Source organism: Flavobacterium sp. R1_16 (genome assembly GCF_057652095.1).
Genome location: NZ_JBYFCG010000005.1, coordinates 175,934 through 192,351, shown reverse-complemented (window position 1 = coordinate 192,351; position 16,418 = coordinate 175,934). Strand labels below are relative to the sequence as shown.

Genomic DNA, 16,418 nt, shown 5'->3' with positions numbered 1-16,418 from the left:
ATATTGGTGAATAAAGATAGTCTTAGGGAGTTTTTGAAGTGGTAATTTAACCATTAAGAAAGTTAAGCTTCAAACTTAATGAACCTTAATTTTCTTAATGTTTAAAATATTTTTTATAAAAATTACATCAACCCAGCCCTTTTCAACAGCGCCTCCACTTTTGGTTCTTGACCTCTAAATTTCTTATACAATTCCATAGGTAATTCTGTACCACCTTTAGAAAGCACGTTGTCTTTGAATTTGGTTGCTACTTCTTTATTAAAAATACCGTTTTCTTGGAAATAGGCAAACGCATCGGCATCTAAAACTTCGGCCCATTTGTAACTGTAATATCCTGAAGAATAGCCACCTTGAAAAATATGTGAGAACGATGTGCTCATGCAATTTTCAGCCACATCAGGATACAATGAGGTGTTTTTCATAGCGCTTTTTTCAAATGCTTTTACATCGTCAATAGTTTGCGATTTTCCGTGATAGGTCATGTCTAAAATCCCAAAACTCAATTGACGTAAGGTTGCCATTCCTTCCAAGAAACTTGCACTTTCTTTAATTTTATTGACATATTCTTGCGGAATAATTTCTCCGGTTTCGTAGTGTTTTGCGAATATGGCCAAAGCTTCTGGTTCGTAACACCAGTTTTCCATCACCTGACTTGGTAATTCCACAAAATCCCAATAAACAGAAGTTCCAGATAAACTAGGGTAGGTGGTATTGGCCAACATTCCATGTAAGGCGTGACCAAATTCGTGGAATAAAGTGGTTACTTCATTGAAAGTCAATAATGATGGCTTGGTTTCCGTTGGGGGTGTGAAATTGCAAACAATAGAAACGTGTGGTCGTTCGTTGATTCCGTCTTTGATGGCTTGTGATTTGTAAGAAGTCATCCAAGCTCCATTTCGTTTTCCTTTTCTTGGAAAAAAATCAGAATAAAAAACGGCAACCAATTGTCCTTCAAAGTCTAAAACTTCAAAAGTTTGAACGTCTTCGTGGTATTTGTCAATGTCAAAAATTTCTTTGAAGGTAATTCCGAATAGTTTTTCAGCAATTGTAAATGCTCCGTTGAGAACATTTTCTAATTTGAAATACGGTTTTAAAATTTCATCATCAAAGTTGAATAATTTTTGTTTCAATTTTTCCGAATAATAAGCGCCATCCCATTTTTCTAATTGTTCAATTCCATCTAATTCTTTTGCAAAAGCGGTTAATTGGGCAAATTCTTTTTGAGCTGCAGGTTTTGCTTTTTCTAATAAATCATTCAAAAAGGATAGTACTTTTTCAGGATTTTGAGCCATTCGTTCTTCTAAAACAAAATGTGAATGCGATTGATATCCTAATAAATTGGCGCGTTTATGTCGCAATTCTACGATGCGTTTTACGTTTTCCTTGTTGTCAAATTCGTTATTTTGAAACGCTTTTTTACCAGCAGCGATGGTGATTGCTGCACGCAATTCTCGATTGTCAACATAAGTCACAAAAGGCAAATAACTAGGAAAATCCAAGGTAAAAACCCAACCTTCCAAATTTTTAGATTTTGCCAAACTCGCCGCCATTTCTTTAGCGCCATCAGGTAACCCTTTTAAATCTTCTTCGTTGGTAATGTGCAATTGATAGTTGTTAGTTTCTGCCAAAACATTTTCACCATACGTTAGTTTTAGTTTGGCTAATTCGGTGTCAATTTCGCGTAATTTTAATTTATCTTCTTCGTTGAGTAAGGCTCCATTTCTAGAAAATCCTTTGAACTTTTTATCTAATAAAGTAGCTTGTTCAGTAGTTAATTTCAAAGTGTCTTTTTGATCGTAAACCGCTTTTACACGTTTGAACAACTCTTCATTTAAGGAAATATCATTACTGAACTCAGTCAATAAAGGAGAAACTTCTTGAGCGATTTTTTGCATTTCTTCACAAGTTTCAGCTGAATTTAAATTGAAAAAAATAGACGATAATCTGTCTAAAGCATTTCCTGAAAAGTCTAATGCTTCTATGGTGTTTTCAAAAGTAGGAGCATCTGTATTGTTGATAATAGCATCAATTTCTGCTTTGGCTTTAGCTATGTTTTCGATGAAAGCCGGTTTGTAATCCTCTAGTTTTATTTGCGAAAATGGCGCAGTATTATGTTTGGTGTTGAATGTTTGTGTAAGTGTTTTCATTGTTATTTTGAGGAAAGATTCAATTTCATTCCTATAATTTAAAGTTTTCTAAATCTTGATAGGTATTCCAAAAACGAACTAATTCGAGAGAGTTGGAATTTATTTTGTAATAAAGTGTGATTTGTTTTGTTATAACTACTTTGTTGACGTTTTTATAGTTTGTAGAAATAAATTTAATATTGTTTTTGAGTATCAAAATAATAGTATCATCGACTTTGTCAATGAAATTTACTACATCTTGAAATGTCCATTCGTTTTCTAGATAATCAATGTTTTGCCAATAGTCTTTTTTAGCTTGTGGAGACCAAATAATATCCATTATTTGAAATACTTTGAATAGCGATTTTTAGTTTCTTCCATAACCATATTGTGAGGAATTCCTTCATTGTTTTCTAATGAATAAAGAGCTTCATCAATGGCTGATTTTTGTTTTTCGGTTAGAATAGATTTTGATTGAATCAAATGAATAATTTCTTCAATCAACTTTGGGTTTTCAATATCCAAAATAACCTTTGCTAACTCAATTTTAGAAGTTTGAATATTCATAGTATTCTTTTTATCAAAGATAATTATTTTTTCAATTCACTCGAAGCTTTGTTTACTGCTACGGCTAAACTTTCTTTATAAAAAACGATTTTGTCTAATACACATTTATCATGACTTCCTATGATTTGTGCGGCTAGAATTCCAGCATTTTTGGCTCCGTTTAGCGCAACAGTTGCCACAGGAACACCGCTAGGCATTTGCAAAATCGATAAAACAGAATCCCAACCATCGATAGAATTGCTCGATTTGATAGGAACGCCAATCACGGGAAGAGGCGACATGGAAGCTACCATTCCAGGTAAATGAGCAGCGCCACCAGCACCAGCAATAATTACTGAAATACCACGAGTGTGTGCATTTTTACTAAAATCAAATAATTTTTCGGGAGTTCTATGTGCCGAAACAATATCTACTTCGGTTTCGATATCAAATCCTTTTAAGATGTCGATGGCTTCTTGCATTACAGGCATGTCTGAAATACTACCCATTATTACGGCTACTTTGCTCATTTAATTTAAAGATTTAAAGATTTAAGTATTTAAAGATTGGTTTAAAAACATTGATGTGTTCTTCATTTTTTAATCTTTACAATTTTTCAATCTTTTAATTACTAATTACTCTAATTGTGTTTTTTACTTTTTCTGCAAGAATTCTGGCTTCATTCACACTTTCATTTACAATGGTTACATGTCCCATTTTTCTGAAAGGTCGGGTTTGTTTTTTTCCGTAAATATGAGGTGTTACTCCACTCCAGCCTAGTATCTTTTCTATATTTTCGTATTTTACATTTCCGGAGAACCCTTCTTCACCAGATAAATTAACCATAATTCCTGCCACTTTACTGTTTGTATCTCCCAGAGGAAGGTCTAAAATAGCTCTTACATGATTCTCAAATTGGGAAGTATAACTCGCTTCGATTGAATAATGTCCTGAATTGTGAGGTCTGGGAGCTATTTCGTTGACTAAAAGTTGATTGTCTTCCGTTTGAAATAGTTCTACTGCTAAGAGGCCTACATGTTCAAATTTAACTGATAGTGTCAAAGCAATTGAGCGTGCTTTTTCAGCGACACTTTCCTCAATTCTGGCGGGGCAAATCACATATTCTACTTGATTGGCTTCGGGATGAAATTCCATTTCGACAACGGGATAGGTCTTGATTTCTCCAGATACATTTCGGCAAACTATAACTGCTAACTCCTTTTTGAACGGAATCATTTCTTCTGCTATACATTCAACATTTGGCAGATCGTCTAAGTCGCTACTTTTTCGAATAATTTTAACTCCATTTCCATCATAGCCAAACTCGGTGCATTTCCAGACAAAAGGAAGTTGAATTTGGTTTTGTTCTACCTTAGCTTTTAAAGCGATTTTGCCTGAGAATCGTTCAAAATCAGCAGTCGGGATTTTATTGGCTTTGTAAAACTCTTTTTGAACACCTTTGTTTTGAATTCTTTTTAAAGTTTCTGATGAGGGATATACTTTTACCCCTTCTTTTTCAAGTCTTTCTAGTGCTTCTACATTCACTAATTCAATCTCAAAAGTCAAGACATTCACTTGTTTTCCAAAATTGTAAACGGTTTCAAAATCGGTTAAATCACCAAGAAAAAAATGATTGCAAGCAATTTTACAAGGAGATTCATTACTAGGTTCAAGAACATAAGTCTGAATGTCAAATTTTCGAGTCTCAGCGAGAAGCATTTTTCCAAGCTGACCGCCACCCAATATGCCAAGTTTAAAATTGGAAGAGAAATAATTCATTAGTTGTGTGTTTCTGCAAATATAGGTAACAAAATTAAGATTTGAAATCTATTTTGGGTTCTTAAAATACCTTTGAATTTAGGTTGAGATTTTGCCTTTAAAATATAAATGGAATGCTTATTACTAAATGTGAAATCCCTATATTTGCAAATTATTTTAAAAATCAGTACAATGATACACCTGCACGATAAAACTTTTGAGCCATTTATTTCTTCTGAAGAGATAGATTTTGCTATTAAAAATTTAGCAAAACAAATGGACGACGACTTTTTTAACGAAGTGCCTGTTTTTGTTGGTGTTTTAAATGGCGCTTTTATGGTCGTGGCTGATTTGATGAAATACTACAGGGGAATGTGTGAGGTTAGTTTTGTAAAAATGGCTTCTTATGAAGGTACTCAAACCACCAATAAAGTTCAACAACTTATAGGAATCAATCAAAATTTAGAAGGAAGAACGGTGGTAATAGTTGAAGACATCATCGATACTGGAAATACAATCGAAGAATTGAAAGCCATTTTTAAAGAACAAAAGGTAAAACATCTCAAAATTGCTACCTTATTCTTCAAGCCAGAGGCTTACAAAAAAGACATTAAAATAGATTATATTGGGATTCGAATTCCAAACAAATTTATTGTTGGTTATGGACTTGACTATGATGGATTAGGCAGAAATTTACCCGAAATATATCAACTAAAATAATACTTTAAACAACACATAACTACACAACTCAATCATGATTACTATTGTTTTATTCGGCAAACCAGGAGCAGGTAAAGGAACTCAAGCAGAATTTTTAAAAGACAAATACAACTTAACACATATTTCAACTGGAGATGTATTTCGGTACAATTTAAAGAATGATACTGAATTAGGGAAATTAGCAAGAAAATATATGGATTCTGGTGATTTAGTGCCTGATGAATTAACTATTAACATGTTAAAAGAGGAAGTGGAGAAGCATTTGGACACCAAAGGATTTTTATTTGATGGATTTCCAAGAACTCTGAATCAGGCTGAAGCTTTAGATAAATTTTTAGCTACAAAGAATTTAGAAGTTACTGCAACTGTTGCTCTTGAGGCAGATGATGAGATTTTAATTCAACGATTGTTAGAAAGAGGAAAAACTAGTGGAAGAGTTGATGATCAAGACGAGGAAAAGATAAGAAATCGCTATGTCGAATACAATGAAAAAACAGCTCCTTTGATAGCATATTACAAAGAACAAAATAAATTTTATCCTGTAAACGGGATCGGAACAATAGCAGAAGTAACGGAACGATTGAGCAAGGTAATTGGAGCCTTGTAATCAATCGGTGTTTTCTAATCAAATATGGAAATTTTAATTATACTATTCTTAATTATCCTAAATGGAGTTTTTGCTATGTCAGAAATCGCTTTGATATCTGCTAGAAAAAATAGATTAGAAAATGCTGCCAAAAAAGGAAATCAAAGTGCTCAAGTGGCCTTAGATTTGGCAAATTCACCTAATAAATTTTTATCAACGGTTCAAATAGGGATAACACTGATTGGAATTTTGACAGGTATTTTTAGTGGAGACACTATTACTACTGATGTTCAATTATTTGTTGAAGGATTTGCGAGTTTGAAACCATTTGCAAACTCAATTGCAGTAGGAATTGTAGTCTTGGTTTTAACTTTTTTATCACTAGTTTTAGGAGAATTATTGCCCAAGCGGATAGGATTAAATCATCCTGAAGGTATTGCAAAAGCTGTTGCAATTCCTATGAAAATGATTTCGGTAATTACAGCGCCTTTTATTTGGTTGTTGACAATTTCAACAGAATTTTTGCTCAAAGTGCTAGGGATAAAACCTTCGGCTGATGGTAAAATAACAGAAGAAGAAATTAAAGCGATAATTAAAGAAGGAACCGAAGGTGGAGAAGTTCAAGAGATCGAGCAGGACATAGTAGAGCGTGTTTTTCACATTGGTGACCGAAAAGTAAATTCATTAATGACTCATAGAAAATCAGTAGTTTTTCTTCCTTTGAATTCGGATAAACAAAAAGTAAAGGATTTGATGCTAAAAGAATTGCATTCTGTATATCCAGTTTACAAAGACAATTTTGATGATATAGTAGGGGTTGTAAATTTGAAAAATATTTTTGCTCATTTTGAAAATGAAAATTTTAATTTGGCTGACATACTGACAGAAGCTCCTTTTATTATGGAGCAAACATCGGCCTATAAAGCATTGGAAAATTTTAAAGAAAGCGGGATTCATTATGCTTTCGTGTCTGATGAGTATGGCGTATTTCAAGGGATTATTACTTTAAATGATATTCTTGAGGCGTTAGTTGGTGATGCTTCAGAATTCTATAAAGAAGATTTTCAATTAATTGAGAGAGAAGATGGAACATGGTTGGTTGACGGACATTATTCATTGCATGATTTTTTAACTTATTTTGAATTAGACGAATTGACGAGTGATTATGAGGTTACAACAGTGAGCGGATTAATCATGACCGAGCTTTCTCGAATTCCTAAACAAGGGGAAAAATTAATTTGGCAAAAATTTGAATTAGAAGTCATCGATATGGATGGTGTAAAGATTGATAAAGTGCTGGTGAAGGCGATTAAATAAAAAAAGATGACAGAAGGGAATTTTGTAGACTACGTAAAAATATATGTTTCATCTGGAAAAGGTGGAAAAGGTTCTACGCACTTACATCGTGAAAAATTTATTGAAAAAGGAGGTCCCGACGGTGGAGATGGAGGTCGAGGAGGACATGTATACTTGGTGGGAAATAAAGGACTTTGGACTCTATTTCATTTAAAATTTGCTCGACACATTAAAGCAGGTCATGGAGGTGACGGAGGAAGTGATAGGAGTACAGGTCATGATGGAGAAGATAAAATTATTGAAGTACCATTAGGAACTGTTGTTCGTGATAAAGAAACAAACGAGGTTCTATTTGAAATCACTGAAGATGGAGAAAAAAAGATATTAGCTCAAGGAGGCAAAGGAGGTTTAGGGAATTGGCATTTTAGAAGTTCTACCAATCAAACTCCTCGTTATGCGCAGCCAGGTCTTCCAGGTATTGAGATGGATGTGATTTTAGAATTGAAAGTTTTGGCAGATGTTGGATTAGTAGGTTTTCCTAATGCAGGAAAATCAACTTTGTTATCAGTGTTGACCTCTGCGAAACCTAAGATTGCTGATTATCCGTTTACTACATTAAAACCTAATTTAGGTATTGTTGCGTACCGCGATTTTCAATCTTTTGTAATTGCAGATATTCCGGGAATAATTGAAGGTGCTGCTGAAGGAAAAGGATTAGGACATTATTTTTTACGCCATATTGAGAGAAACTCTACATTGCTTTTTTTAGTTCCTGTTGATACACAAGATATTAAAGCAGAATATGATATTTTAGTAAATGAACTAACCAAATACAATCCTGAAATGTTAGACAAAGGAAGAATGTTAGTTATTTCTAAATGTGATATGTTAGACGACGAATTGAAAGCGGAATTAAAAATACAGTTGGATAAAGATTTTAAAAATATTCCTTATTTATTTATTTCATCTGTTGCCCAGCAAGGCCTAATAGAACTCAAGGATAAATTGTGGCAGATGTTGAATGAAAATAATAATTAATAAAAAAGGCACTTTTAAGTGCCATTTTTATTAGTTATTATTAGTTAATTTTTGTGTGCTAATCGAATCATTTTCAAATCGTATTTTAGCAAGATATATTCCTTGTGCGAAGCTAAAATCGTCTTCAAAAAATTGGACTGACATTTTAGGTGTATATTCTTTTATCAATTTACCCGTCATATCGTATATTTCAATTTTCTTGATTTTTTTAGCTGCATGAACCATTATTTTTTTGTTCAAAATCAAAGCGGTTAAGCCAATTTTTGAATTTGGATTATCGATTCCTAAAGTTGAATTAGCGTATCTCAACACAAAACGATTATTGAAAGTTCCAATGTCGGAAGTAAATTCATAAGGATTTTGTTTCAAGTCGTGAATGATATTTAAAATTTTATCTTCAAGATAAATTTCTTGATTTTCTAAAAATAACCCATCAAGATGGTCAATAGCGATAGTAAGTTTTCCTGCAACACTTGTTTTGTAGCCTAGGTCAACAGAGTCATTTACATCAAAAGGTAAAGCTCTTCCCTGAATAGTTAATTCTTTTTTATTCAATAAGGAGTACAAATCAATTTTTGAATTAGATAAGGTCATACCATCATAACTTCTATCTTCTCCATTGGTGGCTCCATCAACATATCCTATCAAGGTTTGTCTAAACGAGTTCTCGTTAGTTATATTTAACCAGATTCTGTGATTTTCAGGAGCTTCTACAGCATGGTTAGAGAGTCTAAAGAAATTATTATTATAACCAGAAATTCGCATGTAATTTTTAAAATTAAGGGTGCCGTCTGCAATCATTTGTACCATAAATCCTTGTCCAGATGCGATTTTGCCATCAGGAGTTAATCCTGGAGGTGGTAATCCTCCTGTGGATCCAGTTTTATTCCATGAAGCATAATCAGCTTGACTGTAGGGACCTGTGCCAATGTAGTAGGTGTTAGAAGTCCATAAATAAATAGTACCTCCAACAAAGAGTTTATTGTTTGGGTCGTCTAAAAATAATTTAGCATCTAAGGCACATGGATAAGGATTTGCAAGTAATTTAGAATTTCCATGCGCGGTTGTAAGCCCTCCATCGTATGTTGTGCCAGAAACAGGTATTACACCATTATTTGGAACCCCAACATAGTTGAAATCAATTGATGTTGGAGTTGTGTTAAATGGAGCAATGTTCCTTACTCTCGTAATAAATCCTTCTCCTAATGTTGAGGTAGTAATAGGTGTCCAAGTTCCAGTTATAGTTTTGTTGGTGACATATTTGTACCTTAAATCATATTGAGAAGGGATTTGACTTATTACATCATTTGCCACTGGTGAACCGTGATAGACATAATCCCAACGATACATAGGTCTTGAAGTTCGTTTTACAATTATGTTGCCGGAGTTAATGGCATTATCATTTATTTGAATTAAACTGGCGCTGTTATTTAAATAGAGTGTACCATCATTATTTACTGTTGTTTCATCCGTAAGGGTTAAATTATTGTTAGAATTAACAATAAGATTTCCATCGGGTTTTATAAGTAAATTTTTCCCGAATGCATCATAGTTAGTGCCTAAAATAACAGGATCATGATCGGGAGTTGTTGTGTCAGGAATAATAATACAGTTAGATGCTGTTGGAACACCATTCGGTTTCCAATTAGATGCAACTGTCCAATCAGAGCTAGTGTTTCCTTCCCATATTTTGGAATTATTGATTACATTTATAACTTTAGAAACTGGACATCCTGTTGCTAGTGTAGCATTTACAGTTATTGGAAAACCAGTTTCCTGTAATTGTGCAAAGGTAGGCTTTAAATAAATAGTTGAAACAGTCTGAGCTACGTATGGGGTTGTACATGCTAAATCTGTAAAACCATCCACAGGTGTCGAACTACTCCATGTAAATGTAGTATTTAGCTGCTTTGTTCCATAAACTCTAATGTCATCAATTGCCCAACCATCCTTCCAACCAGCGGTATATTGAAAACGAATTTTTAAGTTTGCTTGGTTTTTATATAGTGATAAATCAATAGTTTCTGATACAAACTTAGATGCCGAACCTCTGTCCGAGGTGTAAGTAGCAACGTCAGTAAAAGTAGTTCCGCCATCAGTAGACACTTGTACTTTAGCACTTTCAGCACCACCGTAATATGAATAATAGTGATTAAATGTAAGTGTAAGATTCAAATAATTTGATGCGTCTAGAGAGTTTGTTGTGGTGTATCTTGAAACGATATTTGCACCGCTATAATCAGATGAAGTAAATCCAAAATTTGAGCCAATTATACCAGAATTTATTGCAGGTCTCCAAACAGCTGTTGTGGTGGGTTGATACGTACTTGTTTTTACACTCCATGGCGAATCGGCTCCCGCATTGGTATTGGTCGGAATTGTTGCAGTTAATCCTATCGTTGGTCCATCAAAATCTTCAACAAACAAATCTTCTTCAACAGTATCGTTAGAAGCGTTAATGGTTATCGTGGTGTTTTCACCGCAAATGATTGGTGAAGCAGGTGTAAAAATAATTGAAGGAACTGGAATAACCTTAGCTATAACACGAGTCCTAACTAAAGATTCACAACTACCGTTATATGCAGTAACATAGTAAGTATTGGATGTGTTTAGTGAAGGAGTAGTGTATGTTCCTATTGAGGTTGTAGCAACTGCAGATCCTCCCGTTTCACTTGCGTACCAACGGTATTGTGTTGCTCCTCCTAAACCAATAGCATTAATAGTAACTGAATTATTAGAGCCACAAACAGAACCATTAGAAACACTTTGAATCAGAGCGGCACAATCGGGAACAATAGCTATAGTGTAATCTTCTGTTTCTCCAGTAGAGTAATTTCCACATGATGCAATTGTATTATCTGATTGTTTAGATCGTATTCTCATTCTGTAGTTCCCTTGTGCTTGTGCTGCTGGAACAACAAAACCAAATGAAGTAGTTACAAAAGCTGTAGTTCCGGAGGTATACACCTCTTCACCCATATCTCCAAAATCGCCATCTCCATTCCAATCCACAAAACATTTTACATATTGCACACCTCCACTTAAGGCAATATTTATATTTATACCTCCACTAGGTACTTGTGTTGCAATTATTATATTTGAAAAATTCCCATAACCTCCAGATGAATATCCTGTTGGCATGTTTGAAGTATCATTTAAGTTCCCATCTGAAGATATTCCAGATATAAAATATGTTGCAGAAGATGAAGATGCAGCACAATAAGTGGTGTTCACACTCAAAATTGCCGGAACTGAAACTGCAGATGTACCACAAGCATTTGTAGCTGAAACTCTATATCTAAAATTATTCATTGCTCCTGTAGCAGCTGTTATTGTTAATGTTGCAGAGTTAGCAGTAGAATAAACACCCCCGTTAGTTATGGTAGTATAGTTAATACCTCCATCAGAACTGACTTCCCAAATATAACTTGTAGGAGAGTTTAAAAATGTAGCACTGAAGGTAGTATTTTGTCCGTTATTTATTGTTTGGTTTACGGGATTAGAGCTCACTGTTGGTGCGAGTGTACATATTGGAGCCGCAGTAATGTTTATAGTGTAATCTTCATAGGCGCCTCTGTCTCCGTTGAAGCAAGGTATTGGAATTTCGTCTTTGTTGGCTTTGTTATTTTGTTTTGCAATACCAATTCTCATTCTATGATTTCCAATAGATGCCGTTAAAGGTATATTGATGAGACCATTTATTGTGTTTGAATTCACTATTCCAGAGAACACCTCTTCACCCGCATCAAAAAAATCGCCATCGTTATTCCAATCAATCCAGATTTTGATGTTATATTTTTTATTTTGTGTTGCTGTTGTAACACTTACAGGCAAAGATGATCCTTGAATTGCATTTCCAATTTGTGAAGTATAATCGTTATATACAATAGTATTGTTTGTAGTATAATTTACGGTGCTGTATGATACATTTGTTATCCCAGTTCCTTCAATGCCATTTGCAGCGGTTGGGGTGCAATAACAAATGTTAGAAGAAGTTGTGAATGTCCATGTTGCTGAACTTGCAGCTTGACCGCAACTATTTTTTGGAACTATTTTCCAATAGTAGGTTGTGTTTGCTAATAACACACCCGTAGAATATGAGTTTGTTAATACATTTGCAGTAACTATTCCAGGTAAACTTCCTGCACCAAAATAGACGTCATATGAGGTAGCTGTAGCAGTAGAAGCCCATGAAATACTTGTTATAGCACCATCGCCTGAATAACAAACTCCAGTAGATGCATTTGAGGGTGATGGTGTTATTGTTGATGAAGGTATTGTAGTTCTTGTAATGATTACATCATCAGAGGTTGTGCCACAGCGACCATTGTTTATTGTCCAACGGAATGTTGCTGAACCAACTACTAATCCAGTTATACCTGAAGTAGGGGAATTTGCAGTCGTAATAGTTCCTGTTCCTGATATTCTAGTCCATGTCCCGGTTAATCCTGCACTAATAGGAGTATTTCCTGCTAACGATGTAGCTGATGTTGGACTACAAATTATTTGGTCAACTCCAGCATTTGCGGTTTCATTCGGACATGTAAAAGTGATTATTATAGCTCCTGGTCGACCAGCACCACCGCTTCTATTTCTGTGACCACCACCACCACCACCACCACCATAGTTTCCTACAACAGTTGGTGCAGCAGATCCGTTAGCATTAACTCCACCAGCACCACCAGCACCACCAGAGTTCAATTTTACACCACCTGCTGTTGTACCGCTACCAAAATTTCCTGAACCAGTTGAACCAGCACCACTGCCTCCGCCTCCGCCACTTCCACTATTATTTCCTGACGGTTGATAAGTTCCATTTCCTCCATCTCCTCCAGCAAAAACAAGTCCTATATCTCCTTGGCTTGCAGATACTAATCCTCCGATTCCTCCATTACCATTTGTTGTTGTTGAACTTGTTCCAGTAGAACCACCTGCTGCTGTTATGGTTATTAGGCCAAAGGTTGCTGTAGATGCAGTTCCGTTTGAATTTGATGCCCCACCAGTACCTACAGTAATGGTGTAAGTTGTCCCAGGTACTACAGGAACTAAATTTCTTTTTGCATAAGCGCCACCGCCACCGCCACCGCCATTTGCATTATTGGTGTTAGGAGTAGAAGCACCACCTGCTCCGCCTCCCCATGCCTCAATAGATATTGAATTTACCCCACGTGGGCAAACCCAGGTACCCGAAGTAGTAAATACGGATGGAGATTGGGCATAAAAGTTTATGGTAAACAGAAAGTTAACTATAACTAAGTAACAAAAAACATGTAATTTCTTTTTCATAATTTTCTTTAATGTATCATACACTTTATCACAAAATTATTCCTAATCGTATATCTAAAATAATTTTATAGGTAACTAACCTTAAAACTCGATGAATTACTCCTTTTTAAAACTTTAAATTAAACGATAACGTAATAGGCTGAAGACGCGTTGTTTAAGATTTTCTTTTTGTCGATTATATGTGCGTTTCATGGAGTTTTTGTGATTGAATTTATATGGCATTGAAAAAATAGTTTTATTTTCATTACTTTTGATTTTCAATTTTTTAGAATGAAATATATATTTCTACTGTATTTTTTCAATCCATTTTTTGTCATGTCTCAAAATGATTTTGTTAAGGCTGAAAAACTATATCAGCAGGGGCAAATTTTTAAGGCTAAAATAGTTTTTGAAGCTATTCTAAAAGAAAATCCCAATCATATAAAAACACTTGAATATCTTGCTGATATCGAGGGAAATTCAAAAAATTGGGATTCCACTATTTTCTATTATCAGAAATTGAAAGAATTGATGCCAAAAGAAGCCGATTATCATTACAAGTATGGTGGAGCATTAGGAATGAAAGCCAAGGAAAGTAGCAAAATAAAGACACTTGGAATGATTGGAGACGTAAAGACATCATTCGAAAAAGCTATTCAATTAAATCCAAAACATATAGGTGCTCGCTGGGCTTTAATAGAGTTGTACTTGCAATTACCAGCTATAATTGGTGGTAGTGAAGCAAAAGCAATTCAGTATTCTAATCAATTATTGCGAATTTCTCCTGTTGATGGTTATTTGTCAAGAGGACATATAGCTGAATATTTTGGAAAATATTCCGAAGCTGAGAAACAATACAAGGCAGCAATTGAAGTCGGAAAATCAAGAACATGCTATCAAAAACTGTCTGATTTGTATAAGAATAAGATGAAGCAACCAGAGAGAGCCAAACTCGTCTTACAAGATTTTGAACGCAATAAAGGATAGTTACAATCAGATACATAAAAAAACAGATAATGCGTACACATTTTATCGCCATAGGAGGAGCAGCAATGCATAATTTAGCTTTGGCATTACACAACAAAGGATACCAAGTGACAGGAAGCGACGATGCCATTTTTGAACCTTCAAGAACACGATTGCAAAATAAAGGATTACTACCTCAGGAGATGGGTTGGTTCCCAGAAAAGATTACTACAGATATTCAAGCTGTAATTCTTGGGATGCATGCTAAAGCAGATAATCCCGAATTATTGAAAGCACAAGAATTAGGATTGAAAATTTATTCCTATCCAGAATTTTTATACGAACAATCCAAAAACAAAACCAGAGTCGTTATTGGAGGATCACATGGAAAAACAACAATTACTTCAATGATTTTGCATGTGATGCATTTTCATAATATAGAAGTTGATTATATGGTAGGAGCTCAATTGGAGGGTTTTGACACCATGGTTCATCTAACGGAAGACAATGATTTTATAGTTTTGGAAGGGGACGAATATTTATCTTCGCCTATGGATAGAAGACCAAAATTTCATTTGTATCAACCCAATATTGCTTTAATTTCTGGAATTGCTTGGGATCATATTAATGTTTTTCCAACTTATGAGAATTATGTAGAGCAGTTTGAAATTTTTATTAAATTGATTACAAACGGAGGAATTTTAGTGTATAACGAAGAAGACTCTGAAGTAAAAAGAGTCGCTGAAACTGCCACAAATCCAATTAGAAAATTGCCGTATTCCACCCCAAATTATAAGGTTGAAAACGGTGTAACGCTTCTAGAAACTCCAGAAGGCGATATGCCAATAGCCGTTTTTGGAGCTCATAATTTGAATAATTTAGCTGGAGCCAAATGGATTTGTCAAAATATGGGTGTCGATGAAGCCGATTTTTATGAAGCCATTGCCAGTTTTAAAGGCGCTTCAAAACGATTAGAAAAAATCGCTGAAAGCAAGACGAAAGTTGCCTACAAAGATTTTGCACATTCACCAAGTAAGGTAGCTGCAACAACCAAGGCGGTAAAAGAGCAATATCCAACTCGAACTTTAATAGCTTGCTTAGAATTGCACACCTACAGCAGTTTGAATGCTGCCTTTCTCAAAGAATATCAAGGCGCGTTAGAATATGCTGATGTGGCTGTGGTTTTTTATTCCCCAGATGCTGTAAAAATTAAACAACTTGAAGAAGTAACTTACGAGCAAATCGCAAAAGCATTTAATCGTGAGGACTTGATTATTTATACTAATCCAGCAGCATTTAAAGACTTTTTATTCCAACAAAATTTTGATAATTCAGCTTTATTGCTAATGAGTTCTGGGAATTATGGTGGATTGAATTTTGATGAGGTAAAGGAACTAATTAGATAAATTTAGTAATTAAATGGAAAATTCTGCATTTCCCATAACCAATTGGTCAGAAGATGACAAACCAAGAGAGAAATTGATGAACAAAGGCAAAGCTTCGTTAAGCGATGCCGAATTAATTGCTATTCTCATTGGTTCTGGAAGTCGGAACGAAAGTGCAGTTCAGTTAAGCAAACGTATTCTTTCGAGTGTTGATAATAATTTGAATGCCTTAGGGAAATTATCATTGCAACAACTCATGAATTTTAAAGGTATTGGCGAAGCTAAAGCTATTTCTATTCAAGCTGCAATGGAATTAGGTAGAAGACGTAGGGCAGAGGAGGTAGTAGAATTGCAAAAAATTACTTCGAGCAAATCCATTTTTGAGTTGATGCAACCCGTAATTGGCGAATTATCACACGAAGAATTTTGGATTATTTATTTGAATAATTCTAATAAAGTGCTCTCTAAATCACAGTTGAGTAAAGGAGGAATTACTGGAACTCTGGTTGATGTTCGATTGGTTTTTAAAGCAGCATTAGAAATGGGCGCAGTGAGCATTATTTTATCTCACAATCACCCTTCGGGTGCATTGCAACCAAGTGAAGCCGATAAACAAATTACCAAAAAATTAAAGCTTGCAGGAGAAAGTTTGGACATCCGAATTTTAGATCATTTAATCATTACTGAAAATCACTATTACAGCTTTGCTGACGAAGGGATTTTATAAATGTA

13 protein-coding genes are annotated in these 16,418 nt (G+C 34.8%); 7 read left to right on the top strand and 6 right to left on the bottom strand.

The features are described from left to right. Positions 1-122 precede the first annotated feature (122 nt). The 5 genes from AC23L6_RS10050 to AC23L6_RS10030 all read right to left on the bottom strand — a co-directional run bounded on the left by AC23L6_RS10050 (position 123) and on the right by AC23L6_RS10030 (position 4,451). Entirely contained in the window at positions 123-2,147 is a 2,025-nt protein-coding gene (locus AC23L6_RS10050; protein ID WP_487562050.1) for a M3 family metallopeptidase, read from the bottom strand. 31 nt (positions 2,148-2,178) lie between these two features. Beyond that, entirely contained in the window at positions 2,179-2,466 is a 288-nt protein-coding gene (locus AC23L6_RS10045) for a type II toxin-antitoxin system RelE/ParE family toxin (protein WP_487562049.1), read from the bottom strand. Further along, positions 2,466-2,693 (bottom strand): hypothetical protein, encoded by a 228-nt coding sequence (locus tag AC23L6_RS10040; RefSeq protein WP_487562048.1) that lies wholly within the window; start codon positions 2,691-2,693, stop codon positions 2,466-2,468. Before AC23L6_RS10040 ends, AC23L6_RS10045 begins: the two co-directional genes overlap by 1 nt. Before the next feature lie 23 nt (positions 2,694-2,716). Next, entirely contained in the window at positions 2,717-3,202 is a 486-nt protein-coding gene (gene purE / locus AC23L6_RS10035; RefSeq protein ID WP_487562047.1) for a 5-(carboxyamino)imidazole ribonucleotide mutase, read from the bottom strand. 94 nt (positions 3,203-3,296) lie between these two features. Further along, positions 3,297-4,451, bottom strand: a complete 1,155-nt coding sequence (locus AC23L6_RS10030) for a 5-(carboxyamino)imidazole ribonucleotide synthase (RefSeq protein WP_487562046.1) — start codon at positions 4,449-4,451, stop codon at positions 3,297-3,299. A gap of 171 nt (positions 4,452-4,622) precedes the next feature. On the opposite strand from AC23L6_RS10030, the gene hpt reads away from it, so the two are divergent. From hpt to obgE, 4 genes are read left to right on the top strand one after another with little or no spacing between them, the layout of a single operon-like run. Then, complete coding sequence (gene hpt / locus AC23L6_RS10025; RefSeq protein ID WP_487562044.1) at positions 4,623-5,150, top strand: hypoxanthine phosphoribosyltransferase; 528 nt, start codon at positions 4,623-4,625, stop codon at positions 5,148-5,150. A 34-nt stretch (positions 5,151-5,184) separates the two neighbouring features. Then, positions 5,185-5,757 carry an adenylate kinase gene (locus AC23L6_RS10020; RefSeq protein ID WP_487562043.1) on the top strand — a complete coding sequence of 191 codons (573 nt, stop codon included), beginning with the start codon at positions 5,185-5,187 and terminating at the stop codon, positions 5,755-5,757. A gap of 24 nt (positions 5,758-5,781) precedes the next feature. Continuing rightward, entirely contained in the window at positions 5,782-7,053 is a 1,272-nt protein-coding gene (locus AC23L6_RS10015; protein ID WP_487562042.1) for a hemolysin family protein, read from the top strand. 6 nt (positions 7,054-7,059) lie between these two features. Beyond that, on the top strand, positions 7,060-8,070 hold the full coding sequence (gene obgE / locus AC23L6_RS10010; RefSeq protein WP_487562041.1) for a GTPase ObgE: 1,011 nt from the start codon (positions 7,060-7,062) through the stop codon (positions 8,068-8,070). 30 nt (positions 8,071-8,100) lie between these two features. Here obgE and AC23L6_RS10005 read toward each other — a convergent pair whose 3' ends face one another. Beyond that, entirely contained in the window at positions 8,101-13,356 is a 5,256-nt protein-coding gene (locus tag AC23L6_RS10005; protein WP_487562040.1) for a GEVED domain-containing protein, read from the bottom strand. Between the two features lie 270 nt (positions 13,357-13,626). Here AC23L6_RS10005 and AC23L6_RS10000 point away from each other — a divergent pair, with 270 nt between their 5' ends. From AC23L6_RS10000 to radC, 3 genes are read left to right on the top strand one after another with little or no spacing between them, the layout of a single operon-like run. After that, complete coding sequence (locus tag AC23L6_RS10000) at positions 13,627-14,322, top strand: tetratricopeptide repeat protein (protein WP_487562038.1); 696 nt, start codon at positions 13,627-13,629, stop codon at positions 14,320-14,322. 29 nt (positions 14,323-14,351) lie between these two features. Then, on the top strand, positions 14,352-15,707 hold the full coding sequence (locus AC23L6_RS09995) for a UDP-N-acetylmuramate--L-alanine ligase (RefSeq protein WP_487562037.1): 1,356 nt from the start codon (positions 14,352-14,354) through the stop codon (positions 15,705-15,707). Between the two features lie 13 nt (positions 15,708-15,720). Next, complete coding sequence (gene radC / locus AC23L6_RS09990; RefSeq protein WP_487562036.1) at positions 15,721-16,413, top strand: RadC family protein; 693 nt, start codon at positions 15,721-15,723, stop codon at positions 16,411-16,413. Positions 16,414-16,418 lie beyond the last annotated feature (5 nt).

Excerpts from the sequence above, each read along its gene's own strand:
- AC23L6_RS10000 (WP_487562038.1), top strand. The coding sequence starts at position 13,627 with ATGAAATATATATTTCTACTGTATTTTTTCAATCCATTTTTTGTCATG.
- purE (WP_487562047.1), bottom strand. The coding sequence starts at position 3,202 with ATGAGCAAAGTAGCCGTAATAATGGGTAGTATTTCAGACATGCCTGTA.
- AC23L6_RS10040 (WP_487562048.1), bottom strand. The coding sequence starts at position 2,693 with ATGAATATTCAAACTTCTAAAATTGAGTTAGCAAAGGTTATTTTGGAT.
- obgE (WP_487562041.1), top strand. The coding sequence starts at position 7,060 with ATGACAGAAGGGAATTTTGTAGACTACGTAAAAATATATGTTTCATCT.
- radC (WP_487562036.1), top strand. The coding sequence starts at position 15,721 with ATGGAAAATTCTGCATTTCCCATAACCAATTGGTCAGAAGATGACAAA.
- AC23L6_RS10015 (WP_487562042.1), top strand. The coding sequence starts at position 5,782 with ATGGAAATTTTAATTATACTATTCTTAATTATCCTAAATGGAGTTTTT.
- AC23L6_RS10020 (WP_487562043.1), top strand. The coding sequence starts at position 5,185 with ATGATTACTATTGTTTTATTCGGCAAACCAGGAGCAGGTAAAGGAACT.
- AC23L6_RS10050 (WP_487562050.1), bottom strand. The coding sequence starts at position 2,147 with ATGAAAACACTTACACAAACATTCAACACCAAACATAATACTGCGCCA.
- hpt (WP_487562044.1), top strand. The coding sequence starts at position 4,623 with ATGATACACCTGCACGATAAAACTTTTGAGCCATTTATTTCTTCTGAA.
- AC23L6_RS10045 (WP_487562049.1), bottom strand. The coding sequence starts at position 2,466 with ATGGATATTATTTGGTCTCCACAAGCTAAAAAAGACTATTGGCAAAAC.
- AC23L6_RS10005 (WP_487562040.1), bottom strand. The coding sequence starts at position 13,356 with ATGAAAAAGAAATTACATGTTTTTTGTTACTTAGTTATAGTTAACTTT.
- AC23L6_RS10030 (WP_487562046.1), bottom strand. The coding sequence starts at position 4,451 with ATGAATTATTTCTCTTCCAATTTTAAACTTGGCATATTGGGTGGCGGT.
- AC23L6_RS09995 (WP_487562037.1), top strand. The coding sequence starts at position 14,352 with ATGCGTACACATTTTATCGCCATAGGAGGAGCAGCAATGCATAATTTA.